The organism is Capnocytophaga sp. oral taxon 902, from assembly GCF_013394735.1.
GTDB lineage: Bacteria > Bacteroidota > Bacteroidia > Flavobacteriales > Flavobacteriaceae > Capnocytophaga > Capnocytophaga ochracea.
The window spans coordinates 564783-578892 of the sequence record NZ_CP058261.1 but is presented as its reverse complement, the minus strand read 5'-3'; the positions used below and the strand labels follow the sequence as shown (position 1 = coordinate 578892).

Below are 14110 nucleotides of genomic sequence, written 5' to 3'. Positions count from 1 at the left end.
CTTGATTTGCCCGTGCCACTCGCACTCTCATTTACTAATTCCCAAATTCGCTAATTTGCTAATTTTTTCATCTGCCTGTGTGGCTCACACCACCCGCCTGTGCGTCTCGCACCCTCTTTTGTTTTTCTTAGGCTTGATTCAGCTTCCCTCTATCTTCAAATAAGTCTTGTTTTTCAGACTGATAGCCTTCCCCAATTTCTCTTTAAGGCTTGTCCCCCTTCGGGGGTTCGGGGGCTTCTCACTCACCTATTTTCCTATCCGCCTGTGCGTCTCGCACCCTCTTTTGTTTTTCTTAGGCTTGATTCAGCTTCGCTCTATCTTCGAATAAGTCTTGTTTTTCAGACTGATAGCCTTCCCCAATTTCTCTTTAAGGCTTGTCCCCCTTCGGGGGTTCGGGGGCTTCTCACTCATCTTTTCCCTATCTGCCCGTGCGGCTCGCACCATCTGCCCGTGTGGCTCACACCCTCTTTTGTTTTTCTTAGGCTTGATTCAGCTTTCTTCTATTTTCAAATAAGTCTTGTTTTTCAGACCGATAGCCTTCACCAATTTCTCTTTAAAGCTTGTCCCCCTTCGGGGGTTCGGGGGCTTCTCACTCATCTTTTCCCTATCTGCCCGTGTGGCTCACACCATCTGCCCGTGCGTCTCGCACCCTCTTTTGTTTTTCTTAGGCTTGATTCAGCTTCGCTCTATCTTCAAATAAGTTTTGTTTTTCAGACTGATAGCCTTCACCAATTTCTCTTTAAGGCTTGTCCCCCTTCGGGGGTTCGGGGGCTTCTCACTCACCTTTTTTCTACCCGCCTGTGTGGCTCACACCATCTGTCCGTGCGGCTCGCACCTTTGGCAAAGTTGAAATCCACTAATAACCTTCTTTTTATGTCTGCCTTAGCTTCAACTTTCCTTCTACTTAGGTTCGTTATTCCTTCGTTCATTCTTCGTCTTTTGTTCATTGTAGAGCCACTGTAGAGCCACTGTAGAGCCACTGTAGAGCCACTGTAGAGTAGAGCCACTGTAGAGCCACTGTAAAACCACCCTTTGTTCGTATTAGTGTCGTTGTAGTTTCTTCTCAGCGAGAGGGGATAAAGAGGGTAGATTCCCTTTGTTCATTAATTATTTTCTTTAAGATTACTATAATTTTTAAATACACAAACGAAAATAATAGAAATTTCCTCCTATCACTTTTTGCTCATCTGCTATCAAAAATATTTAAATGTTTAATAGTTAGCCAATTAACTTTTATGTATTTTTCTTCATTATCAAAAATTAGCCACAATTTTGATAGTGTTTGACCGATTTTTGATAGTGCTATACTTTCTTTTGCCTTACCTTTGCCTCCGAAAAAACATCGTATTTTCATCAATGCGAAGAAAATAAAACCAATTGTTAAAAAACAAATACCAATATGATGAGTAGAAAGATAAACAAGCGCATTTTACTATCGCTTTTGCTCTGCAACTGTTCGGGTGCTCTTTTCGCCCAACAAGTAAAAGGAGTGGTGAAAGCAAAATCCGACAACAGCCCTATGATGGGTGTAAGTGTGGTGGTAAAGCACAAAACAGTAGGTGCTTCTACTGATTTCGACGGGAATTATACCCTTCAACCCGTTGCAGCCACCGATAGTTTGGTCTTTTCTTATATAGGCTACAAATCCCAAACCGTAGCCGTGAAAGGACGCAAGGAAATAAACGTAAGTTTAGAAGAAGAGGTGACTACTCTCGAAGGAGTTACCGTTTCTGTAGGGTATCGTACTGAACGTAAAACCGACCTTACCGGTGCAGTATCAGTAGTAAAGGTAAACGAGATGATGTCTACTGCCGAAAACAACCCTATGAAAGCCCTCCAAGGTCGTGTAGCAGGTATGCAAGTAACCGATAACGGTGGTCCTGCTGGTAAAGCTACCATTCGCATTCGCGGTATCGGTACGCTTAATAACAACGACCCTCTTTATATTATCGATGGAGTACCTACTCAGGGCGGTATGCACGAGCTGAACTCTAACGATATCGAGAGTATACAAGTGTTGCGTGACGCTTCGGCAGCAAGTATCTACGGGTCACGTGCTGCCAATGGGGTTATCGTTATTACTACCAAAAAAGGTAGAAACGGAGTGTTAAAGGTAGATTTCGACCATTATACTACCGTTTCGATGTTTCACTCTCGTATGAAGATGCTCAATGCTAATGAGTATGCACAAGTGCTTTGGAAAGCAGCTGTAAACCGTGGTAACGACCCTAACCAAAACGCTTTAGGTATTCACTACGATTATACTACCGATGCCAATGGTCACAGCACCCTTAATAATTTGTACTATCCACGTCAGTATTTTGATAAAACAGGAAGCCCTATGCTCCCTTCTAATACCGATTGGTTCAAGGAAATCACTCGTATGGGGGTAACTGAATCGTACAACCTTTCGGTTACCAATGGTACTGATAAAGGTAACTACTTCCTTTCGTTAGGCTATTATAACAACGATGGTTTGGTAAAGAATACTGATTTCTCTCGCCTCTCTGCGCGTATCAATACCGATTACAAACTCTTTGGCGATGTAGTAACCATAGGTGAAAACTTCACTGTAAACCGTACCAGCGAGGTAGAGCAACCTTACCAAATTACCGAAGCAGCAATGATAGCCGTACCTTTCATTCCGGTACGCACTCAAGACGGTAAGCATTGGGGAGGTCCTGTAAATGGGTTGCCCGACCGTCAGAACCCTGCTCGCTTAGTAAACGACAATAAGAATAATCGTTATAACTACTGGCGTATGTTCGGGAATGCTTTTGTAAACATTAAACCTATTGATAAGCTCAATATCCGTTCTAATTTTGGGGTAGATTACGGTAATTTCTATAAACGTACACTCAACCATTCGTATATTTCTGGTTTTATGGAAGAAGGCAAAGAAAAAACCTTCTCTCAACTCGAACAATCTCACTGGACGAAATGGAACTGGGCAAATACAGCTACCTACGACTTCGAGCTTGGCAAGAGCCGCTTTGAAACCTTAGCAGGTATGGAAATGTTCTCACAAGATGATATAAACTTCTCTGTAAAAGGTACTACTCTTGCCTTAGAAACTCCTGAATATATGTGGCCTAATCTCGCTACAGGAGGTATTACAGGAGGTGGTGGAGCTACCGGTTATAAGTTGCTTTCTTTCTTCGGAAAAATCAACTATGCTTATGATAACAAATACCTCGCTTCAGCTACCCTTCGTCACGATGGTTCTTCTCGCTTTGCCAAAGAGAACCGCTGGGGTACTTTCCCTGCTTTCAACTTGGGTTGGCGTCTTTCTCAAGAAGCCTTTATGGAGAATATTCGCAATACCGTTTCTGAAATCAAATTGCGCTTCGGTTGGGGGCAAAACGGTAACCAAGAAATCGGCAACTACTCTATTTACGATATTTACGATCCTTATTATGGGGTAACAGGCGACTATATTTGGTCTGGAACAGGTATTTGGAATACCTCTTACGATATCGAAGGAAAAGGCTCTGGTCAGTTAGCTTCTGGTTTCCGTCGCAGTCGTCTCGGTAACAAAGATCTCAAATGGGAAACCACCACACAAACCAACTTCGGGTTAGACTTCGGTTTCTTTAATAACAATCTCTACGGTTCAGTAGAATACTATATCAAAAAGACCAAAGACATCTTGGTAGAACCTCCTTATGCAGGTATCAAGGGTGAAGGTGCTACCCAATGGGTAAATGGTGCTGGTATGGAAAACAAAGGTTGGGAAGTATCAGTAGGTTATCGTAACGAGACCAAAGGCGGACTCAAATACGATATCAATGCCAACGTTTCAACCAATAAAAATAAAGTTACTGAATTACCAGAATCTGTAGTCAATGCTTACGGCGGAAATGGTAAATGGGATAATATCTTAGGTCGCCCTTATCAATCTTATTACGGTTATGTAGCTGATGGTATTTTCAAAACCCAAGAAGAACTCGATCAGCACCCTATACAAAACGGTAAAGGTATTGGTCGTATCCGCTACCGCGATTTGAATAACGATGGAGTAGTAAACGAAGACGACCGCACTTGGATTGGGTCTCCTTACCCTGATTTTATCTACGGTCTCAACCTCAACTTAGAGTACAAAAACTTCGATTTTACCCTCTTCTTGCAAGGCGTACAGAATGTCGATATTATCAACGATGTGAAAAAACATACTGACTTCTGGAGTGTGGTAGATACCTACTCCAATAAAGGTCGCCGTTTGCTCGATGCTTTCGACCCCGTTACCAATCCTGATTCCGATATTCCAAGTGTAGCTTACACCGATGATAATAACGAAGGACGTATGTCTACTTACTATGTAGAGAATGGCTCTTACCTAAAACTTCGTAACGTACAGTTAGGCTATACTTTACCTAAAGAAGTATCCGAAAGAATTAAGCTCAGCAAGTTGCGCTTGTATGTAAGCGGTCAGAATCTCTTTACTATCAAGAGCAAATCGTTTACAGGTAAAGACCCTGAAAACCCTAATTATGGTTATCCTATCCCAATAACATTCACTATGGGATTGAATGCTAGCTTTTAAATTATCAATAGTCTGACGTCTGATAAATAATAATAAAATGAAAAAGATAATATATACCACCACAATATTTGCAACTCTACTTACAGGTTGCAACTTCTTAGACGATAATCCACAAGGGATTATGACCGAGAAAGAAGCTATCTCTAAAGCCGATGAGTTGGTAACTACCGCTTATTCGTCTTTGGGTAACGACCACTACGATGCACCTTTTAGTCTTTGGATTTACGGTAATGTACGTGCCGATGACGCTTATAAAGGAGGTCAAGACGTGAGCGATATCCAGCATTTCCATTTCTATGAAATCGCTCAGAATATCGACCCTACTTTTGGTGAAGCTGACCGCTTTTGGTTTATGTGTTATATGGCTATTTCGCGTACCAATACTGCTCTGAAAGCCTTGCAACAGGCTTCCGATGCTGAAGTAGCAAATCGTCAATCGCGTATGGGCGAAATGTATTTCTTGCGAGGTCATTTCTATTTTGTGTTGAAAACTATCTTTGGGCATATTCCTTTTGTAGATGAGAATACACCTGATAGTGCTTACGAAACCACCCCTAACACTTTGCCTAATGATGAACAATGGCAAAAAATAGTAGCCGATTTCAAAAAAGCTTACGACTTATTGCCTAATACCCAACCTCAAAAAGGTAGAGCTGATAAATATGCAGCAGCAGCTTATTTAGCTAAAGCCTATTTGTACAAAGCGTATCGCCAATCAGAAAACAATAGTGTAACAGGTATCAATAGCCAAGATTTGCAAGAGGTACTTACTTATACAAGTTTTGCGTTAGGTTCTTCTTATGGTTTGGAAGATGACTTTGCGTTTAACTTCCTCCCCGGTGGTTATGAAAATGGTAAAGAATCTATGTTTGCGGTACAATACTCAGTGGACGATGGTACTCAGTACGGACGCCTCAACTGGGGTGACCAGCTCTCTGCTCCACAAAAGTTAGGTTGCTGTGATTTCCATAAACCAAGTCAGAATTTGGTAAACGCTTTCAAAACAGTGAATGGCTTGCCTGATTTCGATAACTTCAACAACAACGATTACAACGCTACTAGTGATAAAGCCGACCCTCGTTTGTTTCACACCGTTGCCTTACCTGGTTTGCCTTATAAGTACAATGCCGAGTTGATTTATAAGAATGATTGGAATCGCAATAGCAATGTATACGGTTTCTATGCATCACTCAAAGAGAATGTAGACCCTTCTTGCTCTTGCTTCCGCAATATCAACCCTTTCCGCGGTAACTCTAAGAATCGTATTCTTATCCGTTACGCCGATGTACTCCTAATGCGTGCTGAAGCTCTTATCGAACTCAATCGTAGCAACGAAGCCTTGTCACTTATTAACCAAGTGCGCCAACGCGCTAAACAAAGTACTTCTATGATTCCTTACGCTACCAATACTGATATAGCTGTATATCAAAATGGTGTAAACTGTACTTGGAATCAAGAATTTGCTCGCAAAGCACTCCGTTGGGAACGCCGTTTAGAGTTTGCTATGGAAGGCTCTCGTTTCTTCGACCTTGTGCGCTGGGGTATCGCCGACCAAGTGCTCAACGACTATTTCACTAAAGAGAAAACACGTCGTCCAGCGATATTCAGCAGTGCTTATTTCACTAAAAATAAAAATGAGTATATCCCTATTCCACAAAACCAAATAGGGTATGTAAAAGGTATTTACAAACAAAATGCAGGATTCTAATATGAAAACAATAGTACACAAACTCGCCCTTAGTGTAGTAGCTTTGCTCGGCTTACTCAGCTGTGACGAAAAGCACGAAGGCGAACTTATTAACGACAAAGAGGCAAAAATTAATGCCTTTCAAGCCGATGGTATCGATGGGATTATAGACGAGGAGAAACAAACTATCACGGTGTACGCTCCTTGGAATACCGACCTTACCAAAATGACCACTTCCCTCTCATTGCCCGAGGGAGCTACCTCAGTGCCTACTGCAGGAACGAATGTCGATTTGAGCAAAGGCGCCAAATACCGCATTTTCAACGGTAACCTTTATTGGGATTACACTGTTACCGCTCAATATCCACAGTTAGAGAATTTTGCTATTGGTAAATACAAAGCTACGATTGACCACAGTACGGGTAAGATAAGCGTGAAATACCCTAAGGGTGAAAGTCTTACTGCGCTTACCCCCACCTTCAGCACAACACCTAATGCTACTGTGAGCCCTGCTTCGGGAGTTACCCAAAACTTTACTCAAAGCGTTACTTATACTATGAGTTATCGTGGAAAAAGCTTTGTGTATAGCGTAGAGATTATCCCTACTAACTTTGCGCCTATTGCCTTTGTAGGTACAGCTAACAGTGCTTCTGCTATAGCCGATGAAGACGAGAAAACAGCTTACACTTGGCTTACCGAAAATTACGACACTGCTAAATACATTTCGTTTAGCGACATCAAGGACGGCAAAGTTAATCTCAACGACTACAAAGTGATTTGGTGGCATTGGGATAACAACAAAGAGTTGCCTGCTGAGGCCAAAGCAGATGCTGTCGTAAACAAGATGAAACAATTCTATGCTGCCGGTGGTTCGTTCTTATTGTCTTCTTGGGCAGTACAATACGTAGTCGATTTAGGTATCGCCTTAGACGGCAAGGTAGTAAACAATATGTGGGGTGAAAATAACGTTCCATTTACAGTAGGTGAAGATTGGTCACTTTGCTACAAAGGCAATGAAAACCACCCATTGTTTAAAGGATTGACTAAAAAGTCGGGGGTTGATTATATATCCTTCTTTCTTTCTAAAGGAACAAATACAAAAGGACATAATGCTATTTGGAACTTCGATTGGGGAGATTATGAACATAATGCTGCAGGTTGGCAAACTGCTGCAGGCTCCAAAATATTAGCAAGTTTGCATTGGGACGTAACGATGAGCAATCGCGCTGTCATCTTTGAATACCTCAAACGAGGCAATGCAGGTCGCACTATCTGTATAGGTAGTGAAGCTTACGACTGGTATAACGAAAACAATTCACCTGCCAATGCTTATAAGAGCAATATCGAATTGCTCACTGCCAACGCCTTAGAATATTTAGCGAATTAATAGAAACATAAAATACCTCTTTTCATACGTATATGTGATAACCGTCCTTTCTTCCCCCTTAAAAAGGGGGAATAGGAGGAGGTTAAATAATTAAAAAGAGGTTAAAATTAAATTAATAAACAATGAAAAAGACACTTACATTGGCACTTTGTGCTACCGCTTTAATAGCTTGTGAAAAAAAAGAATATTGTAGTAACGACCCTAATGCGGCTCCCGATGCTTCTACTTGTTATGCCGTACAAGATTACGGTCGCACTTATAAGCACTTCTTTCAGCCCAAGAACGCGTGGGTAGGAGACCCTATGCCGTTCTATGACAACGGTAAGTTCCATATCTTTTACCTATACGACCAACGTCCAGCACCTGCAACCTTCCACCCTTGGTATAGTGCTACCACTACTGATTTGGTGAACTATACCGATAATGGTGAAGCTATCCCTTGTGGTGCCGACGGTTCGCACGAAGATGCCCTCGGTACAGGTTCAGTATTCAAAGACGGGAATACCTATTACGCTTTCTACACAGGGCATAACGGCGATTTAGACCCCAAAGAAATCATCTATTGGGCTACTTCTACCGATTTGAAAACGTGGACAAAGGATACACAACATTCCTTCCGAGCTCCCGATGGCTATGACCGCAATGAGTTCCGCGACCCTATTGTCTTCAAAGAAGGAAATGCCTACAAGATGCTCCTTAGCACCCGTGCCGATATAGGAAGCGGTGTATGGAAAGGTGTCGTAGCACAATTCACTTCTACCGACCTTAAGAACTGGACAAAAGACCCGAACACTCCCTTCTTCTATACTGACCCCAGTGCTTTTATGGTAGAGTGTCCCGATGTGTTTACACAAGGAAACTATCAGTATTTAATATTCTCTAACATCGAAGAAAGCGTGCGCCGTGTGCAATACAGATACCGTCGTGTGGGTGACAAGAATTGGATTACCCCTGCACAACAAGATTTAGATGACCGTGTGTTCTATGCTGGAAAAACCGCTACCGACGGCACTCACCGCTATATATGGGGTTGGAATCCGTCGCGTATTAATTATGAAGACAATTCCGCCTATCACTGGGGAGGTTCTTTGGCAGTGCACGAGCTCACTCAAAACGCCGATGGTACCCTTAACGTAAAAATGCCTACCGCGTTCGATAGCAAACAAGCGATATCTGCTTCTTTGGGTAGCATTTCGTTAGATAATAATACTCGTGTATTCGACCGTCTCAGCAGTGGTTTCAATAAGATAGTTGCTAAAATAAAAGCCAATACCGCTACCGAGTTTGGGGTGATGTTTGGCGCTTGTGGTAACCTTTATGAAACCTATCGCGTAACGCTTAACCTCAACAAAGGAGAGTTACAACTCAACCGCGTGATTAGAGACGGAGGTACTGCTACCATTAATAGCATAAAACTCCCCGTGAACGCCAACAAGGAATACACCGTGAAAATAGTGCAAGAAGGCTCGGCAGCAGCAATCTATGTGAACGATGTAGTAGCCCTTTCTATCCGTTGCTATAAGATGAACCAAAACCCTTGGGGCATCTTTGCTAACGGAACAGCAAACTTTACTTTTTAGGTAAAAAGTAAAAGATAAGAGGTAAAAGGAGGAAGAGTGAACCTAAGACGAAGGAAAGACGAACAAAAGACGAACAAAAGACGAACAAAAGACGAAGGAAAGACGAAGGAAAGACGAACAAAGGACGAACAAAGGACGAAGAAAAGACGAACAAAAAACGAAGAAAAGATGAGTCTAAGGCAAAGCTAAAGCGAACCTAAGGCGAAGGACGGGTATAAACATCTTATCTTTTACCTCAAAAACAGATACTTTCATTACTTTATAAGTCTCAGCTTCCTCCCTCTCCTTAGTGAGAGGGAATGAAGATGAGGAATTAGTTTACTTATTTGCTAATTTAGATAAAAATAATGTATATTTGTACCATCTTTTAATTAAAAGAGATATAAAAAAGTATATGAATAACAAACTAATAGCAGGATTAGGAGTCTTAACGCTCACTGCCTGCCAGCAAAACACTGATGACCTCATTATTGAGGACTTCGAATCGGGTACTTATGCCAATTGGACGGTAGAAGGCGACGCCTTTGGCGCGACTCCCGCCACGGGTAGCTATACCGGTCAGCAACCCGTAATAGGCTTTGAAGGGAAATACCTTGCCAACAGCTTCAACAACGGCGACGACTCTCGAGGAGCACTAACCTCCAAAGAGTTCACCATCGAGCGCGATTACATCAACTTCCTCGTTGGGGGAGGCACTCACGCCGATACCTATATTGAGCTTTTGGTAGACGGAAAGAGTGTGCTACAATCGCGTTCTCTCTACGAAACCGAAACCCTACAATGGCTCACTTGGGACGTAAAACCCTATAAAGGAAAGAAAGCCACTATCCGAATTGTCGATAACCAACGTGGCGGATGGGGGCATATCCTCATCGACCAAATTGAACAAGGCAACAAACAAAAAAGCGTTTTTATGACTGATTACACCCGCACCTTTGAAGCCAAAGACAAATACTTGCTCATTCCTGTTGAAGACCAAGCAACCGAAAACAAAGTTCAACTATCGGTAGACGGTACCCCTATAGGCGAGCCAATGACCATTCGCATCGCCCAAAGCAAAATCGACTACTGGGTGCCTATTGCTATCGAGGCGTACAAAGGCAAGAAAGTAACCCTTACTTTCGCAGTAGCCAAAACTACCGATATGGGCTTAGCCGAAATCAAACAGTCGGCTGAATATAACTTCAACTACAACGAAAAATACCGTCCGCTATACCACTTCACCCCTCAATACGGCTGGATGAACGACCCTAACGGAATGGTATACCTCGACGGAGTGTTTCACCTCTTCTACCAATACAACCCTTACGGAGCGCGCTGGGGCAATATGCACTGGGGGCATACCGTTTCCAAAGACTTGGTGAATTGGGAATACAAGCCTTTAGTATTAGCCCCCGATAAGTTAGGAGCGATTTTCTCAGGCAGTGCTGTGATTGACCACGATAACACAGCCGGCTTTGGCAAAGGCGCTATGGTGGCAATTTTCACTTCAGCAGGCGAACGCCAAACACAATCTATCGCTTATAGTCTCGATGGCGGAAAAACCTTCACCAAATACGAAGGCAACCCCGTACTCACCGATGCCAATATTATCGACTTTCGCGACCCGAAAGTATTCTGGCACGCACCCTCTAAACAATGGGTGATGAGCCTTGCTACTACCCAAACGATTACCTTCTATGGCTCTAAGAACCTCAAAGAATGGACACGCCTCAGTGAATTTGGCGAAGGCTTAGGCGGACACGGCGGAGTGTGGGAATGCCCCGATCTCTTTCCGCTTACTTATGAAGGAAAAACCAAATGGGTGCTCTTCGTGAGTATCAACCCAGGCGGACCTAACGGCGGAAGTGCTACTCAGTACTTTATCGGTAATTTCGATGGCAAAACCTTCACCCCCGATACTATGAACTATCCACTTTGGTTAGACTACGGACGTGATAATTATGCAGGCGTAACGTGGAGTAATGTCCCCGCCACCGATGGTCGCCGTTTGTTCATAGGCTGGATGAGCAACTGGGATTACGCCAATGAAACCCCTACTCAAAATTTCCGTAGCGCGATGACCGTTGCCCGCGTTTTGCGTTTGATGCATAATGGCGAGCACTTGGTAGTAGCCAGTGAGCCCGTAAAAGAGTTGGAGAGCTTGCGTCGTGAAGCAGTGCTTTTAGGTGATAAAACACGTACCAACACCTCCGATGCTATAACGTTCGAAAACTTCTTGCCCAATAATCAAGGAGCTTACGAACTTACTTTTACGGTAACCCCTAACGAAACCGATAGCTTTAGCTTTGCCCTTGAGAACGCCAAAGGTGAAACTATCAAATACCTATTCGACGGCGCTAATAAAACTCTATCGGTAGACCGCAGTAAGAGCAGTGTAGCCTTCAATGCCAACTTCGCCGAAACGCTTATCAAAGCACCAATGGTAGCTAAGAAAAGCTATATCGTACGCTTATTGGTAGACAAAGCCTCAACCGAACTCTTTGTGAACAATGGTGAAGTAGTACAAACCAATGCGGTATTTCCTACCGAAGTGTACAATACTCTCCGCTTCAATACCAGCAAAGGTACCCTCACCCTTAACAATGTAACTGTCTATAAATTGAAATAATAATCCTCTCCCTCTGCACTCTCCCAAGGAGAGGGGAGTGTGTGAGACTAATAATATATTCATAGTATGCAACAGAATAACAACTATTTAAAGTATTTATTGCCCGTACTCCTATCATTCTTCTGTATGGGCTTCGTAGACCTTGTAGGCGCCGCCTCTAACTTTGTAAAAGACGATTTTGGCTTGACCGAAACCACCGCCAAAGCGCTCCCTGCAATGGTATTCTTTTGGTTTCTACTTTTCTCAGTGCCCACAGGTGTACTGATGAGCAAAATAGGGCGTCGTAAAACCGTACTCCTCAGCTTAGTGATTACTATCTTAGCAATGGTAGTGCCCTTTATCAGCTACAATTATACCACTATGCTGGTAGCTTTCTCCTTGCTTGGTATTGGTAACACGCTAATGCAAGTATCGCTAAACCCACTAATGTCAGTTATAGTAAAAGGCGACAAACTCGCGAGTTCACTCACTTTTGGTCAGTTTATCAAGGCGATAGCCTCGTTTTCTGCCCCCTTGCTGATGAGTTTCTGCTTTGATAAATTCAATGATTGGCGACTTTTCTTCCTACTCTTTGTAGCTATTTCGGTAGTAACCCTCTTGTGGCTTGGAGCTACCCATATTGAAGAAGAGAAAAACGACAGTAAGAACGCCACCTTTGCCGAGTGTTTTGCACTGCTTGCCAACCCTTATGTACTCTTGTGTTTCATTGGTATTATGTGCCACGTAGGAATAGACGTAGGAGTTAATGCCTCAGCACCTACAATCTTTATGGAACGTTTAGGGCTTACCACTACCCAAGCCTCTTTTGCCACCAGCTGGTATTTCTTGTTCCGTACCATAGGATGTTTGTCAGGAGCTTATATCCTCACCAAAGTATCTCCTAAGAGTTTCTTTACCCTTAGTGTGCTTTGTATGGTAGCCTCAATGGCGATACTGTTCTTTTTCAGTGATAAGACAATGCTCTACACCGCTATTGCTTTGGTAGGTTTTGGCAACTCCAATGTATTCTCAATCATCTTCTCGCAAGCCCTCTTGCAGAACCCTACTAAGAAAAACGAAGTATCAGGCTTGATGATTATGGGACTCTTTGGCGGTACTATCTTCCCTTTTGCAATGGGCTTAGCCTCCGATGCAATGAACGGCTCACAGATAGGAGCCCTTATTGTCCTCAGCATAGGAGTATTATATCTGTTGCTAATGAGCATTCGACTCAAAGCAAATGCTAACAATTAGTCGTTAGAGAGCCCTACAAAATGTATAAGTCGGATTAGTCAGAAAGGTTTGACGACTGATAGTATTTATTATTAGTAGTAGGAAATCTCAAAAAGAATTTATAACTTTGTACGCTGAAAAAGAATTAACAATAACACTCTCGCCTCCTTCCCCCAAGGGGAATACAGAGGAGAGGATAATATATAATACGATGAAAAATACAGTAGTAGGATTGGGGGAAATCCTTTGGGATGTTTTCCCTGAAAGAAAAGTATTAGGTGGTGCGCCCGCTAATTTCGCTTACCACGTGTCGCAATTTGGTTTCAACGGCTATGCTGTGAGTGCCATTGGTGGCGACCTCCTCGGTAAAGAAATACTAAAAAGTTTAGAAGAAAAAGAACTCAACTACATCATTGAGAAGACTGATTTCCCCACAGGTACCGTAAAAGTACAGTTGGACGGTCGCGGGGTGCCTACCTATGAGATTAGCGAAAATGTAGCGTGGGACAATATTCCATTCTCTTCGCGTATTGAGAACTTAGCAAAGAACACTAATACTGTGTGCTTCGGGTCGTTGGCACAACGCAGTGAAATATCGCGCGCTACTATCCACAAGTTCTTAGATTTGATGCCTGCCGAGAGTTTAAAAGTATTCGATATCAACCTCCGTTTGAAATACTTCAGCAAAGAGGTAATTGCCGATTCGTTAGACAAGGCAACCGCATTAAAAATCAACGATGAGGAAATAGTGAAAATTGCCGAAATGTTCAATTTGCAAGGAACTGATGAAGAAGTGTGCAAGCACCTATTGGAGAAATACAACCTCAAATTTCTTATCTTAACACAAGGTACAAGAGGTAGTTATGTGTTCACGCCTAATGAGAAATCGTTCTTAGGGACACCTAAGGTTACCATCGCCGATACGGTAGGTGCAGGCGACTCGTTCACGGCTGCCTTTGTAGCCTCTTACCTCAATGGTCGCAGTATTGCCCAATCACATCAATTGGCGGTAGAAGTATCGGCTTACGTGTGTCAGCAACACGGTGCGATGCCTCGCCTTGCCGATTCTCATTTAGAGTTGTTTAGATAA

Annotated in this window: 9 protein-coding genes; 8 read left to right on the top strand and 1 reads right to left on the bottom strand. The window is 42.9% G+C overall.

What is annotated here, in order from left to right; all coding sequences use genetic code 11:
* Positions 1–900: 900 nt before the first annotated feature.
* Complete coding sequence (locus HW278_RS12390; protein WP_255493709.1) at positions 901–1029, bottom strand: hypothetical protein; 129 nt, start codon at positions 1027–1029, stop codon at positions 901–903.
* A 370-nt stretch (positions 1030–1399) separates the two neighbouring features.
* Between HW278_RS12390 and HW278_RS02415 the strand changes: the two genes are divergently transcribed.
* The 8 genes from HW278_RS02415 (at position 1400) to HW278_RS02380 (ending at position 14110) form a co-directional block, all read left to right on the top strand.
* Complete coding sequence (locus tag HW278_RS02415) at positions 1400–4543, top strand: SusC/RagA family TonB-linked outer membrane protein (RefSeq protein WP_178976820.1); 3144 nt, start codon at positions 1400–1402, stop codon at positions 4541–4543.
* A 37-nt stretch (positions 4544–4580) separates the two neighbouring features.
* Entirely contained in the window at positions 4581–6251 is a 1671-nt protein-coding gene (locus HW278_RS02410; protein WP_002673155.1) for a RagB/SusD family nutrient uptake outer membrane protein, read from the top strand.
* Entirely contained in the window at positions 6238–7617 is a 1380-nt protein-coding gene (locus HW278_RS02405) for a DUF4960 domain-containing protein (protein WP_009422054.1), read from the top strand. The genes HW278_RS02410 and HW278_RS02405 overlap by 14 nt, the downstream gene beginning before the upstream one ends.
* Before the next feature lie 122 nt (positions 7618–7739).
* The gene (locus tag HW278_RS02400) at positions 7740–9197 is read left to right on the top strand and encodes a glycoside hydrolase family 32 protein (RefSeq protein ID WP_111972695.1); all 1458 of its coding nucleotides are present in this window, start codon (positions 7740–7742) and stop codon (positions 9195–9197) included.
* 36 nt (positions 9198–9233) lie between these two features.
* Positions 9234–9386: a hypothetical protein gene (locus tag HW278_RS02395; protein WP_178976819.1), complete on the top strand. Its 153-nt coding sequence runs from the start codon at positions 9234–9236 to the stop codon at positions 9384–9386.
* Positions 9387–9591: 205 nt separating this feature from the next.
* Complete coding sequence (locus HW278_RS02390) at positions 9592–11808, top strand: GH32 C-terminal domain-containing protein (RefSeq protein ID WP_178976818.1); 2217 nt, start codon at positions 9592–9594, stop codon at positions 11806–11808.
* A gap of 66 nt (positions 11809–11874) precedes the next feature.
* Positions 11875–13041: an MFS transporter gene (locus tag HW278_RS02385; protein ID WP_178976817.1), complete on the top strand. Its 1167-nt coding sequence runs from the start codon at positions 11875–11877 to the stop codon at positions 13039–13041.
* A 190-nt stretch (positions 13042–13231) separates the two neighbouring features.
* On the top strand, positions 13232–14110 hold the full coding sequence (locus HW278_RS02380) for a carbohydrate kinase family protein (protein ID WP_178976816.1): 879 nt from the start codon (positions 13232–13234) through the stop codon (positions 14108–14110).

Coding starts and splice junctions, on each gene's coding strand:
- HW278_RS02415 (WP_178976820.1), top strand. CDS start 1,400: ATGATGAGTAGAAAGATAAACAAGCGCATTTTACTATCGCTTTTGCTC.
- HW278_RS02410 (WP_002673155.1), top strand. CDS start 4,581: ATGAAAAAGATAATATATACCACCACAATATTTGCAACTCTACTTACA.
- HW278_RS02405 (WP_009422054.1), top strand. CDS start 6,238: ATGCAGGATTCTAATATGAAAACAATAGTACACAAACTCGCCCTTAGT.
- HW278_RS02400 (WP_111972695.1), top strand. CDS start 7,740: ATGAAAAAGACACTTACATTGGCACTTTGTGCTACCGCTTTAATAGCT.
- HW278_RS02390 (WP_178976818.1), top strand. CDS start 9,592: ATGAATAACAAACTAATAGCAGGATTAGGAGTCTTAACGCTCACTGCC.
- HW278_RS02385 (WP_178976817.1), top strand. CDS start 11,875: ATGCAACAGAATAACAACTATTTAAAGTATTTATTGCCCGTACTCCTA.
- HW278_RS02380 (WP_178976816.1), top strand. CDS start 13,232: ATGAAAAATACAGTAGTAGGATTGGGGGAAATCCTTTGGGATGTTTTC.